Below are 21,345 nucleotides of genomic sequence, written 5' to 3'. Positions count from 1 at the left end.
CGTAGACGAGTTGCCTGCCGTTGTAGGGGGCGGTGGTGAAGTCCTTGAGCGAGACCCAGCCCGACTTCGGGGTCGCCAGCACGCCGGTCGAACTCCAGCGGTAACTCGACGGGAGCGTGCACGAGCCGCTCGGCGGCGGGCTGGACGGCGGCGGGCTCGACGGCGGGGTGCTGCCGACCTGGACGAGCTGCCATTGCTGGTTGTTGCCGCCCCAGTCGTCGTACTGGACGATGTTGGCGCCGTCGGCAGTGGACGCGCCCTGGACTTCGAGGGCCTTGTTGCTGTGCCGGCTGATGAACCGGACGTAGCCGCCGGAGGAGTCGGCCAGGCGCCACTGCTGGTTGTTGCTGTTGTTGTCGGCCCACTGCACGATCGCGCCGCCGTTGGCGGTGGAGAAGTTGTAGACGTCGAGGACCTTGCCCGAGTGGCGGGACTTGAGACGGTAGTAGCCGCTGCCGGAGTCGACGAACTGCCATTGCTGGTTGTTGCCGGTGCCGCGGGTCCACTGGGTGATGCGGCCGCCGTCGGCGGTGGAGAAGTTGTACACGTCGAGGGCTTTGCCGCTGTTGCGGTTGACCAGGATGTACCACGCGCTGGTGTCCACGGTGGCGGCCTGGGCACGGTTGCCTGCCAGGGCGATCATGCCTGCGCTGACCAGGGCGGTGACCACTACGGTGATCAACGCCGCGCGCCAGGCTTGCCGCCGGGAGACGGGTGGCGTGATGGTGCTGATGCCGGTCACGGCATCCTCCTTCGTTGTCGGTGCGGGACGCGACGCAGCGCCGTGCGCCCGGCCGATGAGTGCGGCCGTCCACGGATGCGGTTGCGAGGAAGATCACGGGGGACTCAGTTATCGTTCACAAACACACCCTGGAGCACGTCGTGGAAGACGTCGCCCTGCTCCGAATGATGCTGATGACGCTGTGACGATCGAGTGTCCAGCCGTCCCGTCAGTCGAATGTGAACGATAACAACGTCGTCGTCAATACCGGCGAAAATGTTTCGGAGTGCGCGGCTCGCCCACCAGGACATCGGCCGACGTCAACGCATGGGTGCGCGCCCGGCCGGAGGTGACCCGGTCGGGCGGCTCCGGTGGGTCAGCCCGCCAGCGGTGGCCGGATCCGGAAGGAGCTCGCGGCGCGGAAGGCGGCGGTGCCGTCGGTCTGGTCGACCCACAGCTCGCTGCCCCGCCGGTGCAGGAACCAGCCGGGATAGTTCGAGGATTCGAGTAGGACAGTGGTCGCCGACGAGCCGGGGCGCACGCAGAACGTGGCATCCCCCTCGAAGAGCGCGGTGCCCTCGTTCGGGTTCAGCCGCAGCCGCCAGGACGCGTGGCGCAGGTAGCGGCCGTCCGGGCTGCGAAAGGAGAAGCACTTCGGATCGGCCAGGCCTGCCACGACCAGGAAAGTGGCCTGCTGGCGGGCCGAGATGCTACTGGCGCTCGACAGTGGGGTCAGCACGCCGAGTGCGGCGGTGGTCGTGACGAAGAGCCCGGTCCCGTCACCCGCCTCCAGCGAGGTCGGCCCGACCGCCAGCACCCGCGCCTGGTTCCGGGAAGGGCTTGGCGCAGCCGGGCTGGGGCTCGGGCTGGGGCGCCGGGGGGAGGGACTGGGCGGGACCGCGGCGGCCGAGGACTGCGGTGTCGCGACCGGCGGGGGTGGCGGCGGCGCGGCCGTGGGCCAGGTCATCACGCCCAGCGTGCTGCCGGCGATCACCGAACCCGTCACGGCGAGCGTCGCGATCGGGTGAGCTGCCAGAGCCTTTGTCAGGTGACCCAGCACGCCTGCCTTCGCGGCCCCGGTCAGCGCGGTCGCCGAGGCCGTCGTCGCCAGCGCGCCCTTGCCGAGCACGGCCGCGCTGAGCGCGATGGGGACGGGTAGCAGCGCGAGTCCGATGAGCAGCTGGTCGGCGGCCGGCAGCGTCTCGGCGACCGGAGCGCAGGCGCCGCACGCCTGGACGTGCCGGGTGAGCCGCTTGCGCCAGGTCGCGCCCGGCACACCGTCCCAGCCCGCCACGAGACCGTCGAGATCGAGGCAGCGGGGTCGGATGTCGAGGGCCGCCACCAGGGCGCGACAGCTGTCGAACTGCCGGCGCATGCGCTGCACGCGCACCCCGGCGTGGGCGACGCTGACCCCGATCGCGTTCGCCAGCTCGGTGCGCGTCAGGTGGCCGGCGACCTCCAGCCACCACAGTGACAGCAGCAGCCGGTCGTCGTGGTCGAGCCAGTGCGCGGCGCGTGCCGCCTGGCGCCGCTGCTGGGAGACGCCCAGCCGCAGCATCGTCAGCCCTTCGAAGGGTGCGTCCGCGTCAGGCGTGCCGACCAGGTCGGCCAGGTCGCCGGCGTGCCGGTCGGCGGTGCGCCGCCGGTGCAGGTGGGTGCTGACCTGTCGGACGGCGATCGCGCCCAGCCAGGCGCGGAAGCTCTCCGGGGTGCGCAGTCCGCGCAGTTCTCGCACCGCGCGCAGCATGGAGTCCTGCACGACGTCGTCGACGTCGTCCTCGGCGTCGAGGGCGCGGCGCGCGATGGTGTAGACGAACGGGAGATACGCCTCGATCAGGGTGTCGAGCGCCCCGTGGTCACCGGCCTGCGCTGCGACGACGAGCGCCGCCTCGTTCGCGTCGTTGGGTGGCATTCTCCGCATCGCTGTCGTCGGTGGATCGGGTGGTTGACTCTGACGGAGTTCCGGGTGTCGCGTCAAGATGCGGGTGTTCGGCCGTGGAAGTTCCGGGTTCCGGCCCGTCGCGTCATGCGACCACGGAGCCGTGCATCGCATAACACTTCTTCGCGACAACCTTTCGCTGGGATGTGCTCGGAAGTCGGGTGCGGGAAAGTGTTATGCAGATCCTGTACGGAAAGTCGCCGAAGAAGGTCTCGCGCGGTGTCGAATGGCCTCCATGGCGTTTGCCAGCTGCTCATACTCCTGGTCTTGCGGGCGATGAGGAGGTGGGAGAAAGGTGTCGACGGGTCGAGTTGCCGGATGCCTCTTGATAGCGCCGAAACATTCTGGCAATCTCGTCGAATATCGATGTGACCGGTCCCTGCCGGTCCGGGCGGCCGGATTCACCGAGCTGCCAATGGATACACGAAAGGCTCGTTACGGCATGACAGGAGCGAGATATATAGATTAGTCTCGATTTGAGCGTTCGAGGTGGCGTCGCCCCGCTCCTCGTCTGCCGAGCCGTCCCGCCCCCAGCCCTTTCCCGCTGACCTCTCACCCGACGTTCTCCCCACGGTCGTCCCCGCCTGCCCCCGCGATCGCTTGCCCATCGCTGCTCGTGATGCGGTGGTGGCGACGTTTCCCGGTCTGGCGCGATGCCGCGGTGGATCTGCTGCCCTGCGGTCCTGTCGCGCCCGCCGGGCCTGGCCGGATGTGCCGGCACCTGCTCGGCGACGACGCATCCGCAGCCCGCGTGCGGCTGCTCACCGGCCGCGGCCTCGAGTTCGACATGTGCTGCCCGGCTTCACGCCGTCGCGCCACCACCGCGGCGCGGCTTTGCCGGCCGTCCTCGACGGTTCTGCGCTGAGGCGGTGGCGGGCCCCGCGTACCTCATCCTGATTATTATGCTTTCACCGTATCCAGCCGGTTCTGTCGTGCCAGGCGCGATGTTCGCCGCTCGACACGCGACAAGATCAGTCGCTTATTCTTGACTCATTCCAGAAAGCGGACCAGACTACGGGACGTGCCCGCGACTCTGGACTTCGAGCAGCTGCTGCGCGGAGCCGCGTTGCGCGTGACCCGGCCGCGGGTGGCGGTGCTGGGCGCGGTCCTCGCGCACCCGCATGCCGACACCGACTCGATCATCGGCGCGGTGCGCCGCGGCCTGCCCGAGGTGTCCCACCAGGCCGTGTACGACTCGCTGCAGACGCTGACGGCCGCCGGCCTGGTGCGGCGCATCCAGCCCGCGGGTTCGGTGGCCCGCTACGAGTCCCGGGTCGGCGACAACCACCACCACATGGTCTGCCGGTCGTGCGGGCTCATCGCCGACGTCGACTGCGCCGTCGGCGACGCGCCCTGCCTGACCGCGCCCGACGGCGACGGCTTCTCGGTCGACGAGGCCGAGGTCGTCTTCTGGGGCCGGTGCCCCGGCTGTTCCACCGCAGGCAGTTCCTGATCCACCTGATCCGCAAGTCACGGAAGGAATCCGATGTCTGAGAACCACGAAGCCGTCGTCCACGACGCCGAGGCCGGGGCCGAGTCGCGCTGCCCGGTGGCGCACGGACGCGCGCCCCACCCGACCCAGGGTGACGGCAACCGCGGCTGGTGGCCCAACCAGCTCAACCTGAAGATCCTGGCGAAGAACCCGGCCGTGGCCAACCCGCTGGGCGAGGACTTCGACTACACGGAGGCGTTCAACGGCCTCGACCTCGCCGCCGTGAAGCGGGACATCGCCGAGGTGCTGACCACGTCGCAGGACTGGTGGCCCGCCGACTACGGCCACTACGGCCCGTTCATGGTCCGCATGGCGTGGCACAGCGCCGGCACCTACCGGATCAGCGACGGCCGCGGCGGCGCCGGAGCGGGCATGCAGCGCTTCGCTCCACTCAACAGCTGGCCGGACAACGGCAACCTGGACAAGGCCCGCCGCCTGCTGTGGCCGGTCAAGAAGAAGTACGGCCAGGCCATCTCGTGGGCCGACCTGATGATCCTCACCGGCAACGTGGCGCTGGAGTCGATGGGCTTCCAGACCTTCGGCTTCGCCGGCGGCCGCCCGGACGTCTGGGAGCCCGACACCGACGTCTACTGGGGCCCCGAGACCACCTGGCTCGGCGACGAGCGCTACACCGGCGACCGCGAGCTGGAGAACCCGCTCGCCGCCGTGCAGATGGGCCTCATCTACGTCAACCCGGAGGGCCCCAACGGCAACCCGGACCCGATCGCCTCGGCCCGCGACATCCGCGAGACGTTCGGCCGGATGGCGATGAACGACGAGGAGACCGTCGCGCTGATCGCTGGCGGCCACACCTTCGGCAAGACCCACGGCGCGGGCCCCGCCGACCACGTCGGCCCCGAGCCCGAGGGCGCCCCGATCGAGGCGCAGGGCCTGGGCTGGAAGAGCACCTTCGGCACCGGCGTGGGCGGCGACGCGATCACCAGCGGCCTCGAGGGCGCGTGGACCAACACGCCGACGGCGTGGGACAACAGCTTCTTCGAGATCCTTTTCGGGTACGAGTGGGAGCTGTCCAAGAGCCCGGCCGGCGCGCACCAGTGGAAGCCGAAGGGCGGCGCCGGCGCGGGCACCGTGCCCGACGCGCACGACTCGTCCAAGAGCCACGCCCCGACGATGCTGACCACCGACCTGGCGCTGCGCTTCGACCCGGTCTACGAGCAGATCTCGCGCCGCTTCCTGGCCAACCCGGCCGAGCTGGCCGACGCGTTCGCCCGCGCGTGGTTCAAGCTGACCCACCGCGACATGGGCCCGATCGCCCGCTACCTCGGCCCGGAGGTCCCGGCCGAGACGCTGATCTGGCAGGACCCGGTGCCGGCAGTGGACCACGAGCTGGTCGACGCGGCCGACGTCGCGGCGCTCAAGGCACAGATCCTGGCCACCGGGCTGTCGGTCTCCGAGCTGGTCTCGGCCGCGTGGGCGTCGGCGTCGACGTTCCGCGGCAGTGACAAGCGCGGCGGCGCCAACGGCGCGCGCGTCCGCCTCGAGCCGCAGCGCGGCTGGGAGGTCAACGACCCCGACCAGCTGGCCCGCGTGCTGCACGCGCTGGAAGGCGTCCAGCAGGCGTTCAACGCCGCCCAGACCGGTGGCAAGAAGGTCTCGCTGGCCGACCTGATCGTGCTGGGCGGGTCCGCCGCCGTCGAGCAGGCCGCCGCGAACGCCGGACACGCCGTCGAGGTCGCCTTCACGCCGGGTCGCACCGACGCATCGCAGGAGCAGACCGACGCGGAGTCGTTCGCCCCGCTGGAGCCGACCGCCGACGGCTTCCGCAACCACCTGGGCAAGGGCAACCGCCTGCCGGCCGAGTACCTGCTGGTCGACCGGGCCAACCTGCTCACGCTGAGCGCGCCGGAGCTGACGGTGCTCGTCGGCGGCCTGCGGGTGCTCGGCGCGAACACCAAGCAGTCCTCGGTCGGTGTGCTCACCGAGTCGCCGGGCACGCTGACCAACGACTTCTTCGCCAACCTGCTCGACCTGGGCACGGCGTGGAAGCCCGTGGCCGGGGAGGACACCTTCGAGGGTGCCGACCTCGCCACCGGCAAGGTCAAGTGGACCGGCAGCCGGGCCGACCTGGTCTTCGGCTCCAACTCCGAGCTGCGGGCGCTCGCCGAGGTCTACGCGAGCGACGACGCGAAGGCGAAGTTCGTGCGCGACTTCGTCGCGGCGTGGGTGAAGGTCATGAACCTGGACCGCTACGACCTCGCCTGATCCTGACGACGACGAAGCCCGCCGACGATCGATGTCGGCGGGCTTCGTCGTGCCGGGGCGGGCGTCAGTACCTCATGACGCAGTACACGACGGTCGGGTGGGTGAACCGGTACCAGTGGTTCCACTTGTAGTCCTGGGTGCACTTGTCGCCGTTCGCACCGCCGGGCACGATGTCGACGATGTGCACGGTGCCCTTGTCCTTGCACTTCGTCGCGGGGACCGCGAAGTCGGTCTCCGTCGGCAGCTTGTAGCAGTAGTCGCGCACCAGGTACAGCTCCATGCAGAGCCGGTAGCCGCCGGTGGTGATCCAGGGCCCGTCCGGGTCGGCGCAGGTGCCCTGCGCCCGGTCGACGGACAGGACCCGGTAGGTCCCGCGCGAGCCGTTGCAGTTGCCGAGCCCCAGGAAGCTGCCCTTCACGTCCACGGAGACGCAGTCGCCGACGGCGGCCGGCGCGGGCAGCGCGGCCTCGGTCGTCGGGGCCACCTCGGGCGGGGAGTGCCGGTCGGACGGGGCCGGGCGGCCGGTCTGCTGCGTCGACAGCGACGGTCCTGCCGACGGGCTCTCGCCGTCGTTGACGATGTTGTAGACCAGCCCGCCCACGAAGAGACCGACCAGGCACAGCACCACCACGCCGGCGATCAGGCCGAGGATGAGCGGCGTGTTGTTCTTCTTCGGCGGTGGCGGCGGGGCGCCCACGCCCGGTCCCCAGGGGGCGGCGCCCGGGTAGCCGGGGGGATTCGGCGGTGGAGGCAGCGTCACCACTGGAGTTTCACATGTGCGGGCAACGGTGCGCCAAGCGATTCGTCCACATCGGACGACCGTCACACCCGCCCGACGCGGGCGAGTGTGACGGTCTCCCGGGTCGTCCGGGCGGTCGGCGGCGGACCCGCGGATGGCCCTCGGCCTGGTCGGCAGGCACACTTCGGGGGTGACCGACGATCTCGCCGCGGTGGCCGCGCTGCACGACCCGGTGCGCCGGGCGCTCTACGACTACGTCGCGGCCCAGGGCCGGGCGGTCGGGCGCAACGAGGCGGCCGAACAGACGGGGATCTCGCGCACCCTCGCCGCCTTTCACCTGGACAAGCTCGCTGAGGCCGGCCTGCTGGAGGTCGACTTCATGCGGCTGACCGAGGCCAGGCCCGGGCCGGGGGGCGGGCGTCCGGCGAAGGTCTACCGCCGGGGGCCCATCGTGCGTACGGTCACGCTGCCCCATCGCGACTACGAACAGCTCGCGGCGCTACTGGCCGAGGCGGTGCACGACACGGCCGCGGACGACCGCGCGGTGGCGGCGGCCGGTGCGGCCGGCGAGCGGATGCACGAGCCCGGCGCGTGGCTGGCGACACTGCGGGCACGCGGCTACGAGCCCTATGCGGACGGAGCCCGGGTGCGCCTGCGCAACTGTCCCTTCCGGCAGGTCGCCCAGGCGCAACCGCTGCTCGTGTGCTCGATGAACCTGGCGCTGTGCCAGGGGATCGCGGGTGGGGACGCCACCGCGGAGCTGGACCCGCGGCCGGACGAGTGCTGCGTCTCGTTCTCTAAAAACAAATCTCATTGACATAGAAGCCGAGTGAGTGGTCCCCTCGATCCATGAATCTCGCGCAGCTGAACGTCGGGCGACTGGTCGCCCCGCTCGACGCCCCGGAGATGGCCGAATTCGTCGCCCTCCTCGAACCGATCAACGCGCTGGCCGACGACGCACCCGGATTCGTGTGGCGGTTCACGGCGTCGGACACCGACTCCGCGGTGGCCTACCGGCACGACTCGGGTGACGACCTGCTGATCAACATGTCGGTCTGGCGTACCCGGCAGGACCTGTGGAACTACGTCTACCGGACCCGCCACCTCGCCGTGCTGCAGCGGCGCAGGGAGTGGTTCGCCCGGACGGTCGAGGTGCACAGCGTGATGTGGTGGGTGCCGGACGGTCACCTGCCGAGCGCGGCGGAGGGCATGTCGCGGCTCGCCCGGCTTGCCGAGCACGGTCCCGGGCCGGGCGCGTTCACCTTCAAGGACTTCCACGAGCCGTCCGGCACCCCCGCCTGATCGAGGCACGGTGCCGCGCCTAGGGGACCGGAACGCGCCGCCCGGTGTGCCGATTTACGCCTGATCTGCCTGAATCAGCCACTTCGGTGGCTGAACCAGGGCAGATTGGTCGCAAGGAGAGGAGCCGGGATGGACAGGATTCTCGCCGACCAGACCAGGGCGGCCGGCAATACCGTGGATCAGCACGACCAGTCCGGGAGCACGCTGCCGCCGGTCAGGCGCTGGATCGCGGAACGGCAGCGGTGGGCGTCCGCCATCGCCGCACGCGGCGTCGACTGGGATCACCCCCGCACGGTGCACTGGAACGCGGCCTGCGGGACCGAGGCCGCGGCCGACTTCGCCGACATCCGCCGCCAGGCGCGCACCTACGCGGCCATCGCGCCCGCGTTCGCGGCGGCCGCCCGCCACCGGGAGGCTCGCGCCCGCACCGCCGAGGCCATGGGCGACCTGGTCACCGCGCGCGAGAACTACTTCATCGCCGCCGTGCACTGGAGCGCGGCGCAGTGGCCCGGCCATGCCGAGGACGCGGCCGACCGGGCTCACCACGAGCGCAAACGCGCCTGCTACAGCCGCTTCGCCGAGCTCGCCGACCACCACGTCGAAGCGGTGTGGATCCCGTTCCCCGGCACCCACCGCGGCTCGCTGCCGGCCTGGCTGCACCTGCCGCCCGGATACAGCGGCGGCCGGATCCCGGTGGCCGTCGTGGTGCCGGACCTGGACAGCTGCAAAGAGGCCACGGTGGCCCTGCACGGCGACCGGTTCCTCAGCCGCGGCTTCGCCGTGCTCGCGATGGAGGGACCGGGCCAGTACGAGTGCGCGATGCTCGGCACCCACTTCAGCCTGCCCGCCTGGGCGCAGGTCGGCCCGGCCTGCCTGGACTGGCTGGCCGGGCGGCCCGAGGTCGACCCGGCGCAGGTGGTGCTGACCGGCAGCGGCTTCGGCTCGTTCGCCGCGACCATCGTGGCCGCGAACGAACCCCGGTTCCGCGCCTGCGCCGTCATGGAGGTCTGCCACGAGCCGGGCTGGACGACCGTGTTCGAGGAGGCGTCGCCGACCCACAAGATGCGCTTCATGTACATGACCGGGCACACCGACGAGGCGGAGTTCGACCGGTTCACCCGGACACTCACCTGGCAGGGGCACGCCGAACGCCTGCGTATGCCGTACCTGGCGGTCGCCGGGGAGGACGACGAGCTCAGCCCGCTCGACTGGACCCGTGACCTGCTCGACGCGGTGCAGGGTCCGCGGCAGCTGGTGGTCTATCAGGACTCGCCGCACCACATCGGCGGCGTGCCGTCGGCGCGCCTGGGCCCGTCCGCGGCGATCCTGGTGGCCGACTGGCTCGCGGCCCGGGTACGCGGCGAAGCCTTCCCCTCCGAGCAGTGGATCATCGACGCGGACGGCCGCATCAACCGCGGCCCGATGCCTGCCGTCGAGCCGGTGGAGCCGCCGGAGGCGTCCCACCCGTCACCCCAGCCGGTGCCGCAGGCGTCGCCCCACGGGTCCGGGCCCGTGCCGGCAGCGTCGCCCAACGGCTCCAAGCCCGTGCCGCAGGCCTCGCCCGACGAGCCCACATCCGTGGCGGCGGCACCCTCGGAGCAGCCCAGACCCGTGCCGTCGGCATCGCCCAACGGATCCGGGCCGCCGTTGGCCAGCGGATCCGGCACCGTGCCGCCATCGCCTGAGGGGGCCGAACCGGTGCCGAGCGTCGATCGGGCGGCGAAGCCCGGCGGCCGGGGTCGCGGCTCGCGCAAGAAGGGCGGTCCGGCTCCGGCGGCCGGCGATCACCAGCAGCCGCCCATCCGGCACGAGCCGGCCGACCCGAAACGCTCGCGCGGCCGCAGCAAGGTGCCTCGCGGATCGTCGTCGTGACCGTCACGGCCCGGCAGGCGCACCCGCCGGCCGGGCCGTCACGCCGTACGCCGCCCGAGCGCCGGTGACGCGCCCCGGCTGGGCAGCGCCACCAGGGCACAGCACAGCGCGGCCGAGCCGGCCGCCGCGACGGTCGCCACCGGCACCATCGTCAGCAGGCCCAGCGGCAGTGCCACTTCGTTGATCGCGGTGCGGGTCAGGATCGGCACGAACGCCCACATCACGCCGTCCACCACCGTGGCCGTGGCCACGAGCGCGAACGGGGCCCCGGCCAGCGCCGATCCGAACCGCACCCAGCGGGTGTGCCGCCGCCACCGCTGCAACGCCCACACCGCGGCGAGCCAGCCGGCGGCGCCCGCGGCGACGGCGGCCGCGAGTGCCGACGCGACCACCGCGACCGTCGCCCGGTGCGAGACGACCAGCACCCCCTCCCGCGTGACCGCGCCCTCGGGCGCTGCGGGCGGGCGCACCGACACTGATACCGACAACTCGTCGCGGGTGGCGTCGAACCAGTGCAGCCCGCTGGTCTCGCCGACCACCGGGCTCGCCGTCCAGCCCGCGGCGACCAGCCGCGCCCGCAGCTGGGCCGGGTCCAATCCGGTCGGGTCTGCCCAGACCACCACCGCCGCGTCGGTGCGATCCTCGGGGTGGTCGAACATCACCACCTCGTCGCCGCTTTCGGTGGCCGGACAGACCAGGTCGCATTCGACGGCCAGGCCGGGCACGCCCTGCGGCGCCCGGCCGAGCGCCGTCGTCGCCACGACCAGGGCCTGCTGTGCCGAGGGCGGTCCGGGATAGGGCCCGGCGAACACGGCCAGCGCCGCCCCGGCCAGTGCCGCGTACAGCGCGCACACCACGGTCAGCACCCGGGCCGTGGTCGCCCTCGGCGGGCGCAGCCGCACCCGCATACCGCCGAGGAGCAGGTCGAGCGCATCGGCGCGGCCCGGATGCCGCTGCCCCTCGGCCGCGTCGTCGAGCAGGGTGGTCAGCAGTTCGTCGCCGCGCTCGCGCCGATACCAGCCCGGATAGGCCCGCAACAGCCGCCGGTATCGCGCCCGCAGCTCCTCGATGTCGTTCACCGGCCGCCCTCCAGGGCCAGCCCGGGCACGCCGCGGCGCCGCAGCCGCGCCGCGGCCACCGTCGCATCGGCCCGCATCCGCTCGACCTCGGCGGCCAGCGCGGTCGCGCCGTCGTCGGTGAGCCGGTAATAGCGGCGTAGCCGGCCGTCCACCGCCTCCTCCCGGTCGACCACCAGCAGCCCGTCTTCGGCGAGCCGGTCCAGGGCGGCGTAGAGGGTGCCCGGCCGCAGTTGCAGGCGGCCGCCGGACAGCTCGCGGGCGGCCTGCATCACCCCGTAGCCGTGCAGCGGCTGGTCGGTCAGCGAGGTCAGGATGAAGAACGTGGGTTCCGCCAAACGCATGCGGCCGACCGTACGACTATCGGTATAGTCTGTCAATCGTAGTAATGACGATCGAGTGTCGGCGGGGCTCGTTATCCTGGCCCGATGGACATGGAGTTCAGCGGCGAGATCTGGTTCTGGAGAGGCCCCGCGCCCTGGTATTTCGTGACCGTGCCCGACGAGCACTGCCAGACGTTGGAAGACGCGTCGTCGCTGGTCAGCTACGGCTGGGGCATGATCCCGGTGACCGCCCGGATCGGCCGGACCGGCTGGACGACCTCGCTGTTCCCCAAGGACGGGCGCTACATCGTGCCGGTCAAGGCCGTGGTGCGCCGGGCCGAGGGGCTCGACACCGGTGACATGGTGACGGTCCGGCTGGACGTCGACGCATGAGTCCCCGCCCGGACCGATGACTTCCGGGCGGCCGCTTCGTCATACCCGGTATGAGACTGACACTCACCGAGTTCGTGACCCTCGACGGCGTGTACCAGGGCCCCGGCGGCCCGGCCGAGGACACCACCGACGGCTTCGTGCACGGCGGCTGGGTGGTGCCCTTCTTCGACGACGTCCTGGGCGGCTACATCACCGGTGTCTTCGGCGAGGTCGACGCGTTCCTGCTCGGCCGGCGCACCTACGACATCTTCGCCGAGGCCTGGCCGAGGTCCACCGACCCGGCTGACCCGATCGCGGCCGCCCTCAACACGCTGCCCAAGTACGTCGCCTCAGGCACGCTGACCGCCGCCGACTGGCACCGCAGCACCGTGCTCGGCGGCGACGTGGTGGCCGAGGTCGCCAAGCTCAAGGAGCAGTCCGGCCGGGAACTGCAGATCCACGGCAGTGGTGCGCTCGCGCAGACCCTGTTCGACGCCGGTCTGATCGACCTGGTCCGGCTCATCGTCTTCCCGGTCGTGCTCGGCTCGGGCAAACGGCTGTTCGCCGAGGGTCGCACGCCGTCGCGGTTCCGGCTGGCCGACGTCACGTCGACGCCGACCGGTGTGACGATGCAGACCCTCGAACTCGCCGGGGTCCCCGAGTACGGCTCCATGGAGGTCGAGTGACCGGTCAGCCGCGGCGGCGCAGTTCGAGGAACCGGTAGCTGAGCTGGTCGTGGATGAGCGCCCACTGCAGCGCGTCGCCCCCGACCAGTGACTGCCAGTACAGGCCGGACGGGCGGAACACGCGGCCCATCGCCAGCAGCGCGCTGATCGCGCGGTCACGCGGGCGGCGCAGCTCCAGGTAGGGCGTCAGGTCGAGGTCGCGCACCAGCTCCAGGCCGTGCCCGGCGGCCATGGTGCGCACCTGGCCGACGGTGAGCAGCGAGCCGACGTGCCAGCCGGTGCGGAACTCCGCCATCCGGCGGGCGGTCCGCGGCGAATCGTGCGTGGCGGCGGAGGTGAGGAAGTCGTCGCAGATCACGAGCCGGCCGCCGGGCCGCAGGGTGCGGGCGGCTTCGCGGAAGTAGCCGTCGGCGTCGGGGCTGTGGATGAACGCCTCGATGGAGAACGCCAGGTCGGCGGTGCCGGCCAGGTCGTCGGGCACGGCCAGGTAGTTGCCCTCGCGGCAGCGCACGCGGGTGTCCAGCCCCGCTTCGGCGATCAGCTCGGCCGCCCGCGCCGCCTGCAGCGGGCTGATGGTGATGCCCTCGCCGGTCAGGTCGGTCCGGGCGGCCAGGTAGAGCAGGCTCGCGCCGAGTCCGCAGCCTAGGTCCACAACGGACGGGCAGGCCAGGTCAGGTGGCAGGGTGTCGAGCAGGAGCTCGTCCACGTGGTGGAAGGCCTGCGCCCGGGTGGCCACCCCGGGACCCCACACGGCGCGGTGGATGGACGCGCCGCCCTGCCCCAGCCGCTCGAACGCGGCGGCGTTGTTGTCGTAGTAGCGGCGTACCCGCTCGGCACCCGCTACCGCATCCGCCTGGAAGGTCATGGCCGCCCACTGTAGACGCTCGCGGCCCGCACCGCGCGGCGACGACGGCATGCCCGGCCGTATATGGCGTGCGACGGCCGCGAGGCCGCGCATAGCCTGTCCGCCGTGACGTTTCGGGAGCTGGTCGACGCCGCGGTGGACACCGCGATCGAGGGCTGGGACTTCGGTGTCCTGGATGGACGCTACGTGCAGGGCGCGCCGTCGTGGGACTACCGCGGACTGGTCGGGCAGCCGCTGCGGTCCGCGACGGCGTTGCTCGACCTGTGTACCGGTGGCGGCGAGTTCCTGTCCTCGCTCGCACCGCTGCCGCCGGTGACGGCGGCCACCGAGGCGTACCCGCCCAACGTCCTGGTCGCGCGGCGGCGGTTGGGGCCGCTCGGCATCCAGGTCGCGGACGTCTCGGCGGACCCGGGTCGGCTGCCGTTCGGCGACGGCGTGTTCGACCTTGTGCTCAGCAGGCACGGGGCGTACGTGCCGGCGGAGGTCCGCCGCGTGCTCGCCCCGGGCGGGCTGTTCGTCACCCAGCAGGTCGGCGGCCGGGACCTCGCGGAGCTGAACGCCGCCCTCGACGCCCCGCCGCACACCTTCCGGACCTGGGACCTCGACACCGCGGCCCGCGAGCTGGAGCGGGACGGCTTCACCGTGGCCGACCGGCGGGAGGAGCTGGTCGGCGGGGTGCTGCACGACATCGGCGCGGTCGTGCTGCTGCTGCGGCTCACGCCCTGGCAGATCCCGGACTTCGACCCCACGGTGTACGAGACCCGGCTGCGCGTGCTGCACGACCGGCTCGCCGCGGGCGCAACGCTGCGTGTGCACAGCCACCGTTTCCTGCTGACCGCCCGGCTTCGCTGAGCCACCCCGCCGCCGCGCCGACCACCTGCGCTCCGCGCTACGCCGGCGCGGGGCGCAGGGCGTGCCCGCACGCCCTGCCCAGCCACGCTCTGCCGCGGCTCCTGGTCAGGCGGTGGCCGGCAGCATGGCCTCCTGGCGGCGCAGCCGCAGCTGGGTGAGCAGGCCCGCTGCCGCGACGAGCACGGCGACCGCGCTGTAGGTCAGCACGGTGGGCTGCAGACCGAGCAACGCGACACCCTGACCGGCGACGATCAGCGGCAGCCCGAACGACAGGTAGGCCACCAGGAACACCGCGGCGAACAGCCCGCCCCGCTGGTGCGGCTGGGCGTGCGGGCCGACCAGGCGCAGCGCGCCGCCGAACGCCGAGCCGAAGCCGAGCCCGCTGACCGCCGCGCCGAGCCAGACCACGGGCAGCAGGCCAGCGGCGATCCCGGCCGCGACGATCACCGTGCCGGCGAGCACCCCGGCGGTGCCGAGCAGGGTCGCCCGGCGGCCGTGCAGCCGCCCGGTCAGCACGCCCGCGACGGCCGCCGCGCCCGGGGCGACGAACGCCGTCGCACCGTTGAGGAGTCCGCTGTCCAGGTGGAAGACGCCGCGCACGATGGTCGGTCCCAGGCCCATGAACAACCCGGCCATCATCCAGGACGCCAGGTGCACCGGGACGGCGGCGGTGAACTCGCGCCGGGCCGGGTGCGGCACCGTGACCCGGGGCACGAGCGAGCCCAGCGCGCCGGGCCGGGGCGTGGACGTCTCGGCGGACAGGAAGAGCACGACCGTGCCCGCCGCCATGATCGCGGCCAGCGTGCCGAACACGATCAGGCTGGCGGAATGGGTGAACTGGACGGCGGCGCCGGTGAGCAGCGCGCCCAGGCCGAGGCCGCCCGCCGGGGCGACGCTGCCGATCAGCGAACCCCACCGGCGGTAGCGCGGCGGCGCGACTTCCAGCAGCGCGGCGGTGAAGGCGCTGCTGGCCGCGCCGGTGGCCAGGCCCTGCACGACACGGGCGGCGATGATCCAGCCGAGGTTCGGCGCGAACACGAACATCAGCATCGAGACGAGTTCGACCAGCAGTGCTCCGACGAGCACCGGACGCCGGCCGACGTGGTCGGACAGCGAACCGGCCACCAGCAGGGCGGCGAGCAGCGCGAAGGCGTACGCGGCGAAGGCGACGGTGAGCATGGACGGCGCGAAGCCCCACTGCCGCTGGTACAGCACGAACAGCGGGGTCGGCGCGCCCGCGGCGAGGTAGAGCGAGGCGAAGGCGAGCGCGGTGCCGGTGAAGGCGACGGTCGGCGACAGCGACCGGCGGGCGGTCTGCGTGGCGTGGCGGGGCCGGTACAGGGCCCGGTCGGCGATGGTCATGAAGTGGCGCTCCCTAAAGCAAAGATCATTGCGTTTAAGTCGTAGGCGACCGTACCTACAGCACCGGAGTTAAAGCAAATATTTCTGCGTTAGTATGGGAGTCATGTCTGCCACATCCAGCCCTGCCCGGCGTACCGGCGGTCGCAGTGCCGCCGTGCTGGCCGCGGTGCGCTCGGCGGTCGAGGAACTGGTCCAGGAGCGCGGCGCCGCGCAGGTCACCATTCCGATGGTGGCCGAGCGCGCCGGGGTCAACCCGACCAGCGTCTACCGCCGCTGGGGTGACGCCGCCTCCATGATCAACGACCTGGCGACCTACCGGATGTCGCCGGACCGCCCCCTGCCGGACACCGGCGACCTGCGGGCGGACCTGGTCGACTGGGCGCAGGAGATCATCGAGCACTTCCGGCAGCCGGCCGCGGCGGCGATGCTGCGCGGCGGAGCGGTGGCGGCCGGCGCCGGCGACTCGGACTGCCTGCGCAACCGCAGGGCCGAGGCCACCCTGCTGGTCGAGCGGGCCGGCGGCGGGGTGCCCGTCGACGACGTGATTGACCATGTCATCGCACCCATCGTGTACCGCGTGCTGTTCCGGCCCTGGAGCCTCGACCAGACCGACCTGGCGGCCGCCCTGGTGAACCGGCTATTCGCGGGTCGCTGAACCGGCATCCGATCACGACGGAGGTCGGCCGGGCGGCTCCGATGCGGATCGGAAATCTGAACGAACGGCTTCGCACCGAGACTTTCACGCTCGGGCCCGGAGGAGTATCGTCATAGACGTTCCCCGCCGACTTCCCCCGTGGTCGGCGGGGAACGTTCGTTTGAGCAGCGGTTTACGACCGCCTCCCCCGGGTATCTGCGCGCCGGCACCACGAATTGACACCGCTGTCGGCACGCAGGAGGCATCACCATGATTCTGCTCGGATTGCTGCTGGTATTCGGCCTGGCCGGACTGGCGCTCGTGGCCTTCATGGACAATGACGGCCTGTTCACCACGTCGGTGGGCACGGTCGAGCTGTTCGGCTACCAGGCCGCGCTCACGGTCGGCGAGGTCTTCCTCATCGGCGCGGCCGCCGGCGCGCTGATCCTCGCCGGGCTGTTCATGCTGTTCGGCGGAGCCGGGCGGCGCGCCCGCCGCCGCCTCGCGGCGCGCCGCGAGCTGCAGGCGCAGCGGGCCGAGAACCTCGACCTGAAGCGCAGGCACGAAAGCATCGCCACGGAACTGGCCGCGCAGCGGGCCGCCGAGGCCGGTGCCGCCGACGCCGAGCGGGAGGTCGAGTCCGCTCGGACTGCCCGGGAGGCCAAACTCGCCCGCGGCGCCGCCGAGGCGGAGTCCGACGAGCGACTGTCCACGCGGTAGCAGCGAACGACCGTCGGGGCCGCCGTACCGGGGATCGGTGCGGCGGCCCGGCGCTGGACGGCGTCGGGCACACTGCCTCCCATGCCGAAATCACGACGAGACGTCCGCGCCCGCCGCGCCGCGGCCGCCGCGCGGCTGCAGCCCGGCAGCCGGACGCGGACCCGCTCGGCGCTCACCGAGGCGCGCAGCTGGCAGCAGGCGGGCCTGCCCGCGGCGCTGGCCGGCACGGTCGGACTGGTGCTGAGCATCCTGCTCGCGGCATGGCACTCCTGGCTGATGCCCGCGGTCGCGGTGGGGGCGGCCCTGCTCAACCTCTATGCGGCGTATGTCGTCGTCAAGGCGCGCCGGGCGGACGAGTTCCTGTTCCCGCAGCGCTGGGGCAGCGGCCGGTGCTCCGTGCGCGGCGAGGTCGTCTCGGGCGTGCTCGCGCTGGCCGCCGCCGTGCTCGCCGTGATCGGTTTCGCGAGCCGATGAATACGCGTTGCGGCCGGCCCGCGCGTCCCCGTAGGGTCTCGACCTTGTGCGCAAGGTAGTCGACTCCGTCGTGCCCGCCCGGCTCGGCGCGGGCTACCGCTGGCTGCTGGCCTCGTCCTGGTCGAGCAACCTCGGCGACGGGGTGGCGCTCGCGGCCGGGCCGCTGCTGGTCACCTCGCTGACCGACGACCCGTTCCTGATCTCGCTGGCCGCGCTGCTGCGCTGGGCCCCGCCGCTGATGTTCGGCCTGTACGCGGGCGTGCTGTCGGACCGGCTCGACCGGCGCCGCATCATGATCGCGGCGAACGCGGCCCGGGTCATGGTGCTGGCCGTGCTCGTGGCCATGATGCTCACCGGGACGCTGACGGCGCTCGGCGCGCTGGCGGCACTGGGCCTGCTGACCGTCGCCGAGGTGTTCGCCGACAACACCGCCGGCACGCTGACGCCGATGCTGGTGCACCGCGACGACCTGGCGATCGCCAACGCCCGGCTGCAGACCGGGTTCATCACGCTCAACCAGCTGATCGGCCCGCCGATCGGGGCGGCGCTGTTCGCCGCGGGCACGGCGTGGCCGTTCGCGGCCGAGGTCGTGCTGGTCGCCGCCGGCGTGGTGCTGGTGTCGCGGGTGCGGCTGCCGGCCCGTGAGCGACCGGACGGGGCACGGCGCAGCCTGCGGCGGGACGTCGCCGAGGGGTTCCGCTGGACGGTGAACCACGCGGCCGTGCGTACCCTCGTGCTCACGATTTTGATCTTCAACGTGACGTTCGGGGCCGCGTGGTCGGTGCTCGTGCTCTACGCCCAGGCACAGCTCGGCCTCGGCGCCATCGGGTTCGGCCTGCTCACCACGGTCTCGGCGGTCGGCGGCCTGCTAGGCACGGCGCTCTACGGCGCGATCACCCGGCGGGTGAGCCTGGGCAACGTGATGCGCGTCGGGCTGATCATCGAGACCCTGACCCACCTCGGCCTCGCCGTGACCACCTCACCGGTGCTGGCCTCCGCGATCTTCTTCGTGTTCGGGGCGCACGCGTTCGTCTGGGGCACCACCTCGGTCACCGTGCGCCAGCGGGCCGTGCCCGAGCCGCTGCAGGGCCGGGTGAACAGCCTCAACACCATCGCCGTCTTCGGCGGCCTGGTCGTCGGCTCGGTGATCGGCGGCGTGCTGGCCACCCACTACGGGGTCACCGCGCCGTTCTGGTTCGCCTTCGCCGGTTCGGCGGCCTTCGTCGTGCTGCTGTGGCGCGAGATGACCCGCATCGCCCACGCGGACGAGGAACCGGTGCCCGCGACCGCGTGAGCGCGCCGCCGCGTCAGGGCAGCGCGGCGGGCAGGCCGAAGCGGGTGAAGTGCTCGGCCCCGATGAACGCGGTGACCTCGGCGATGCGGTCCTCGCGCAGCGTCAGCACGTTGACCGACCACGCCACGTGCTCGCCCGTGGCGTCGGGGCGCAGGTAGCACGCCACCGCGGGCTGGCCGTTGGCGCTGACCGGCAGGTGCCGCCAGGAGCCGCACGCGGTCAGCGGGACCCGCACCGCGAAGTCGGTGACCGCGGCCAGGCCGTGATACCAGTGCGGCAGCGGCGGCATGGACCAGGTGACGTCCTCGACCAGCAGCGAGATCAGGGCGTCGGCGTCGCCGCGCTCCAGCGCCCCGGCGAACCGGTGCACGACGTCGCGCACCCGCGCATCGCCGATCTTGCGCAGGGTCTGCTGCTGGCTGGGGGAGGGCGCCTTCTCCGCCACGATCCGGCGCGCCCGCGCCAGCGCCGAGTTCACCGAGGTCGTCGAGGTGTCCATGATCGCGGCGATCTCGGCGGCGGAGAAACCCAGCACCTCGAACAGCAGCAGCGCCGCCCGCTGGTTGCCGGGCAGATGCTGCAGCGCGGCGACGAACGCCAGCTCGACCGCCTCGCGCTGCTCGTAGCGCGCGCCCGGCCCGGCCGGCCCGCTGCCCACACCCGCGTCGGGGTACGGCCCGAGCCAGGCGACCTCGGTCAGCGGGGTGTCGCCGACCACGGCGTGGGCGCTGGACGGGCCGAGGTCCATCGGCAGCGCCCGGCGGCCGCGGGCCTCGACGAGGTCCAGGCAGGTGCGGGTGGCCACGGTGTAGAGCCAGGCCCGCAGCGAGCCACGCCCGGCGAAGCCCGCCAGCCCGCGCCAGGCCCGCAGCAGCGCGTCCTGGAGCGCGTCGTCGGCGTCATGGGTCGAGCCGAGCATCCGGTAGCAGTGCGCGTGCAGCTCCGGCCGCAGCGGCTCGACGAGCCGGGTGAACGCGGCGTCGTCCCCGCCCTGCGCCAGGGCCAGGTCGGCGTCCCCGGCCACGGCTGCGGAAAGTTCGCTCACAAGCGACGATTCTGCCGCACCGCCCCGGTCTTTATCAGGTACGGGAGCCATCTCACCGCCTAGGAGACCTGATGAACGACACTTCGACCGTCCCCGTCACGAGCAGCACCCTCCAGGTGCCGGGCGCTCGGCTGCACTACGAGGTGCGAGGCGCGGGGCCGCTGGTGGTGCTCGTCGGCGCGCCCATGGACGGCCGGGCGTTCACGCCGCTGGCCGAGCTGCTGGCCGTCGACCACATGGTGCTCACCACCGACCCGCGGGGCATCTTCCGCAGCACGGTCGACGACCGCGGCCAGGACTCGACGCCCCAGCAGCGGGGCGACGACCTGGCCCGGCTGATCACCCACCTCGACGCCGGTCCGGCCGTGGTGCTGGGCTCCAGCGGCGGGGCGGTCAGCGCGCTGGCCCTCGCCGAGACCCGCCCGGAGCTGGTCAGCACGGTCATCGCACATGAACCGCCGCTGGACGAGCTGGTCGAGGACCGGGCCGAGCTGCGCGCGGCGACCGACGACATGATCGCGACCTACCTGGGCGGCGACCCGCGTGGCGCGTTCGCGAAGTTCCTGAAGATCGCGAACATCGAGCTGCCCCCGCCGGTGTTCGAGGCCATCGTCGGCGGCGAGCGCGACGAGCAGTCGGTCGCCGACGAGCACTTCCAGTACGCGCACATGCTGCTGCCGACGGTCAGCTTCGTCCCGGACACCGCGATGCTGCGCGGCAACGGCGGCACCCGGGTCGTGGTCGGCATCGGCGCGGACTCCGCCGGCCAGCTCTGCGACCGCACCTCGCGGGCGCTGGCGGCGCGGCTGGACATCGAGCCCACGATGTTCCCCGGCGACCACATCGGCTTCACCGACGACCCGGCGGCGTTCGCCGCGCGGTTGCGGGAGGTGCTGGCCGCAAGCTGATCATACCGTCGAGAATGGACACAGGGCCGTCCGGTTTTCAGCCGGACGGCCCTGTTGTCGTCCGCGCCGTTCATCCGTTCGTCGGCTCACGACTGTCGAAGTGTTGACGTGTTCGTGACGTGTCGGTAACGTTGCCCCCGACGCAGTGCAAGATTTCGACAAACGAATGTTTAGTTTTGTCGTTAGCTTGTGCAAGTTCCCTGCAGGCCGCTCACCTGCCGGTGTTCTCCATTCGTTCAGGAGAGGCCCGGTATGACGTCGGCATTCGTACGCACTGGTCGATCACCCCCACGCGGTCCGGGCTGAGTTCACGCCCGCGCCACGTCACCGGTTACACCACGCCTGCAAAACATCAACCGCGCGGTCCCGCTCACCGTCGCGGCTGATCAGTCACCCCGTTTCACCGCACGCCTGTGGAACCCCCTCCACACGCGGAACCGTCCCTC

22 protein-coding genes are annotated in these 21,345 nt (G+C 72.2%); 14 read left to right on the top strand and 8 right to left on the bottom strand.

Annotated elements, in window-relative coordinates; translation table 11 throughout:
• A partial coding sequence (locus HAV39_RS12350; protein WP_191839347.1) for a non-reducing end alpha-L-arabinofuranosidase family hydrolase occupies positions 1-643 on the bottom strand: 643 nt, incomplete at its 3' end.
• A gap of 454 nt (positions 644-1,097) precedes the next feature.
• Positions 1,098-2,633: a sigma-70 family RNA polymerase sigma factor gene (locus tag HAV39_RS12345; RefSeq protein WP_191839308.1), complete on the bottom strand. Its 1,536-nt coding sequence runs from the start codon at positions 2,631-2,633 to the stop codon at positions 1,098-1,100.
• 688 nt (positions 2,634-3,321) lie between these two features.
• Here HAV39_RS12345 and HAV39_RS12340 point away from each other — a divergent pair.
• The 3 genes from HAV39_RS12340 (at position 3,322) to katG (ending at position 6,375) form a co-directional block, all read left to right on the top strand.
• Entirely contained in the window at positions 3,322-3,525 is a 204-nt protein-coding gene (locus HAV39_RS12340; RefSeq protein WP_191839307.1) for a hypothetical protein, read from the top strand.
• A 156-nt stretch (positions 3,526-3,681) separates the two neighbouring features.
• Positions 3,682-4,113, top strand: a complete 432-nt coding sequence (locus HAV39_RS12335; RefSeq protein WP_191839306.1) for a Fur family transcriptional regulator — start codon at positions 3,682-3,684, stop codon at positions 4,111-4,113.
• A 33-nt stretch (positions 4,114-4,146) separates the two neighbouring features.
• Positions 4,147-6,375, top strand: coding sequence for a catalase/peroxidase HPI (katG, locus tag HAV39_RS12330; RefSeq protein WP_191839305.1), 2,229 nt, complete (start codon positions 4,147-4,149; stop codon positions 6,373-6,375).
• A gap of 64 nt (positions 6,376-6,439) precedes the next feature.
• On the opposite strand, the gene HAV39_RS12325 is transcribed toward katG, so the two are convergent.
• Positions 6,440-7,135 carry a hypothetical protein gene (locus tag HAV39_RS12325; RefSeq protein WP_191839304.1) on the bottom strand — a complete coding sequence of 232 codons (696 nt, stop codon included), beginning with the start codon at positions 7,133-7,135 and terminating at the stop codon, positions 6,440-6,442.
• Between the two features lie 169 nt (positions 7,136-7,304).
• On the opposite strand from HAV39_RS12325, the gene HAV39_RS12320 reads away from it, so the two are divergent.
• From HAV39_RS12320 to HAV39_RS12310, 3 genes are all read left to right on the top strand, one after another.
• The gene (locus HAV39_RS12320; RefSeq protein ID WP_223124412.1) at positions 7,305-7,931 is read left to right on the top strand and encodes a helix-turn-helix transcriptional regulator; all 627 of its coding nucleotides are present in this window, start codon (positions 7,305-7,307) and stop codon (positions 7,929-7,931) included.
• A gap of 32 nt (positions 7,932-7,963) precedes the next feature.
• Positions 7,964-8,416, top strand: a complete 453-nt coding sequence (locus HAV39_RS12315) for a DUF3291 domain-containing protein (RefSeq protein ID WP_191839302.1) — start codon at positions 7,964-7,966, stop codon at positions 8,414-8,416.
• 129 nt (positions 8,417-8,545) lie between these two features.
• Entirely contained in the window at positions 8,546-10,288 is a 1,743-nt protein-coding gene (locus HAV39_RS12310) for an alpha/beta hydrolase family protein (RefSeq protein ID WP_191839301.1), read from the top strand.
• Between the two features lie 38 nt (positions 10,289-10,326).
• On the opposite strand, the gene HAV39_RS12305 is transcribed toward HAV39_RS12310, so the two are convergent.
• Together HAV39_RS12305 and HAV39_RS12300 are read right to left on the bottom strand one after the other, a co-directional pair.
• Positions 10,327-11,367 carry a hypothetical protein gene (locus HAV39_RS12305; protein WP_191839300.1) on the bottom strand — a complete coding sequence of 347 codons (1,041 nt, stop codon included), beginning with the start codon at positions 11,365-11,367 and terminating at the stop codon, positions 10,327-10,329.
• Positions 11,364-11,708, bottom strand: coding sequence for a PadR family transcriptional regulator (locus HAV39_RS12300; RefSeq protein ID WP_191839299.1), 345 nt, complete (start codon positions 11,706-11,708; stop codon positions 11,364-11,366). The genes HAV39_RS12305 and HAV39_RS12300 overlap by 4 nt, the downstream gene beginning before the upstream one ends.
• An 84-nt stretch (positions 11,709-11,792) precedes the next feature.
• Here HAV39_RS12300 and HAV39_RS12295 point away from each other — a divergent pair, with 84 nt between their 5' ends.
• Both HAV39_RS12295 and HAV39_RS12290 read left to right on the top strand, forming a co-directional pair.
• Positions 11,793-12,080 carry a DUF1905 domain-containing protein gene (locus HAV39_RS12295; protein WP_191839298.1) on the top strand — a complete coding sequence of 96 codons (288 nt, stop codon included), beginning with the start codon at positions 11,793-11,795 and terminating at the stop codon, positions 12,078-12,080.
• A 50-nt stretch (positions 12,081-12,130) separates the two neighbouring features.
• Positions 12,131-12,745, top strand: coding sequence for a dihydrofolate reductase family protein (locus tag HAV39_RS12290; protein ID WP_191839297.1), 615 nt, complete (start codon positions 12,131-12,133; stop codon positions 12,743-12,745).
• 4 nt (positions 12,746-12,749) lie between these two features.
• On the opposite strand, the gene HAV39_RS12285 is transcribed toward HAV39_RS12290, so the two are convergent.
• Positions 12,750-13,610, bottom strand: coding sequence for an SAM-dependent methyltransferase (locus HAV39_RS12285; RefSeq protein WP_191839296.1), 861 nt, complete (start codon positions 13,608-13,610; stop codon positions 12,750-12,752).
• A gap of 105 nt (positions 13,611-13,715) precedes the next feature.
• Between HAV39_RS12285 and HAV39_RS12280 the strand changes: the two genes are divergently transcribed.
• Complete coding sequence (locus HAV39_RS12280) at positions 13,716-14,462, top strand: class I SAM-dependent methyltransferase (RefSeq protein WP_191839295.1); 747 nt, start codon at positions 13,716-13,718, stop codon at positions 14,460-14,462.
• Positions 14,463-14,567: 105 nt separating this feature from the next.
• On the opposite strand, the gene HAV39_RS12275 is transcribed toward HAV39_RS12280, so the two are convergent.
• Positions 14,568-15,824: an MFS transporter gene (locus HAV39_RS12275; protein ID WP_191839294.1), complete on the bottom strand. Its 1,257-nt coding sequence runs from the start codon at positions 15,822-15,824 to the stop codon at positions 14,568-14,570.
• Positions 15,825-15,927: 103 nt separating this feature from the next.
• On the opposite strand from HAV39_RS12275, the gene HAV39_RS12270 reads away from it, so the two are divergent.
• The 4 genes from HAV39_RS12270 to HAV39_RS12255 all read left to right on the top strand — a co-directional run bounded on the left by HAV39_RS12270 (position 15,928) and on the right by HAV39_RS12255 (position 18,946).
• On the top strand, positions 15,928-16,479 hold the full coding sequence (locus tag HAV39_RS12270) for a TetR/AcrR family transcriptional regulator (RefSeq protein ID WP_191839293.1): 552 nt from the start codon (positions 15,928-15,930) through the stop codon (positions 16,477-16,479).
• 249 nt (positions 16,480-16,728) lie between these two features.
• A complete protein-coding gene (locus HAV39_RS12265; protein ID WP_191839292.1) occupies positions 16,729-17,178 on the top strand; it encodes a hypothetical protein in 450 nt (149 codons plus the stop codon).
• Between the two features lie 81 nt (positions 17,179-17,259).
• Positions 17,260-17,652, top strand: a complete 393-nt coding sequence (locus HAV39_RS12260; RefSeq protein ID WP_191839291.1) for a hypothetical protein — start codon at positions 17,260-17,262, stop codon at positions 17,650-17,652.
• 46 nt (positions 17,653-17,698) lie between these two features.
• On the top strand, positions 17,699-18,946 hold the full coding sequence (locus tag HAV39_RS12255; RefSeq protein WP_191839290.1) for an MFS transporter: 1,248 nt from the start codon (positions 17,699-17,701) through the stop codon (positions 18,944-18,946).
• 13 nt (positions 18,947-18,959) lie between these two features.
• Here HAV39_RS12255 and HAV39_RS12250 read toward each other — a convergent pair whose 3' ends face one another.
• Positions 18,960-20,042, bottom strand: a complete 1,083-nt coding sequence (locus HAV39_RS12250; protein ID WP_191839289.1) for a sigma-70 family RNA polymerase sigma factor — start codon at positions 20,040-20,042, stop codon at positions 18,960-18,962.
• Positions 20,043-20,062: 20 nt separating this feature from the next.
• On the opposite strand from HAV39_RS12250, the gene HAV39_RS12245 reads away from it, so the two are divergent.
• Positions 20,063-20,899, top strand: coding sequence for an alpha/beta fold hydrolase (locus HAV39_RS12245; protein ID WP_191839288.1), 837 nt, complete (start codon positions 20,063-20,065; stop codon positions 20,897-20,899).
• Positions 20,900-21,345: the final 446 nt, after the last annotated feature.

Source organism: Catellatospora chokoriensis (genome assembly GCF_011297315.1).
GTDB classification, from domain to species: Bacteria; Actinomycetota; Actinomycetes; order Mycobacteriales; family Micromonosporaceae; genus Catellatospora; species Catellatospora citrea.
This window is presented reverse-complemented; position numbering and strand designations above follow the sequence as displayed.

Excerpts from the sequence above, each read along its gene's own strand:
- HAV39_RS12300 (WP_191839299.1), bottom strand. The coding sequence starts at position 11,708 with ATGCGTTTGGCGGAACCCACGTTCTTCATCCTGACCTCGCTGACCGAC.
- katG (WP_191839305.1), top strand. The coding sequence starts at position 4,147 with ATGTCTGAGAACCACGAAGCCGTCGTCCACGACGCCGAGGCCGGGGCC.
- HAV39_RS12245 (WP_191839288.1), top strand. The coding sequence starts at position 20,063 with ATGAACGACACTTCGACCGTCCCCGTCACGAGCAGCACCCTCCAGGTG.
- HAV39_RS12310 (WP_191839301.1), top strand. The coding sequence starts at position 8,546 with ATGGACAGGATTCTCGCCGACCAGACCAGGGCGGCCGGCAATACCGTG.
- HAV39_RS12265 (WP_191839292.1), top strand. The coding sequence starts at position 16,729 with ATGATTCTGCTCGGATTGCTGCTGGTATTCGGCCTGGCCGGACTGGCG.
- HAV39_RS12250 (WP_191839289.1), bottom strand. The coding sequence starts at position 20,042 with ATGGCTCCCGTACCTGATAAAGACCGGGGCGGTGCGGCAGAATCGTCG.
- HAV39_RS12260 (WP_191839291.1), top strand. The coding sequence starts at position 17,260 with ATGCCGAAATCACGACGAGACGTCCGCGCCCGCCGCGCCGCGGCCGCC.
- HAV39_RS12345 (WP_191839308.1), bottom strand. The coding sequence starts at position 2,633 with ATGCCACCCAACGACGCGAACGAGGCGGCGCTCGTCGTCGCAGCGCAG.
- HAV39_RS12315 (WP_191839302.1), top strand. The coding sequence starts at position 7,964 with ATGAATCTCGCGCAGCTGAACGTCGGGCGACTGGTCGCCCCGCTCGAC.
- HAV39_RS12275 (WP_191839294.1), bottom strand. The coding sequence starts at position 15,824 with ATGACCATCGCCGACCGGGCCCTGTACCGGCCCCGCCACGCCACGCAG.
- HAV39_RS12285 (WP_191839296.1), bottom strand. The coding sequence starts at position 13,610 with ATGACCTTCCAGGCGGATGCGGTAGCGGGTGCCGAGCGGGTACGCCGC.
- HAV39_RS12295 (WP_191839298.1), top strand. The coding sequence starts at position 11,793 with ATGGACATGGAGTTCAGCGGCGAGATCTGGTTCTGGAGAGGCCCCGCG.
- HAV39_RS12270 (WP_191839293.1), top strand. The coding sequence starts at position 15,928 with ATGTCTGCCACATCCAGCCCTGCCCGGCGTACCGGCGGTCGCAGTGCC.
- HAV39_RS12290 (WP_191839297.1), top strand. The coding sequence starts at position 12,131 with ATGAGACTGACACTCACCGAGTTCGTGACCCTCGACGGCGTGTACCAG.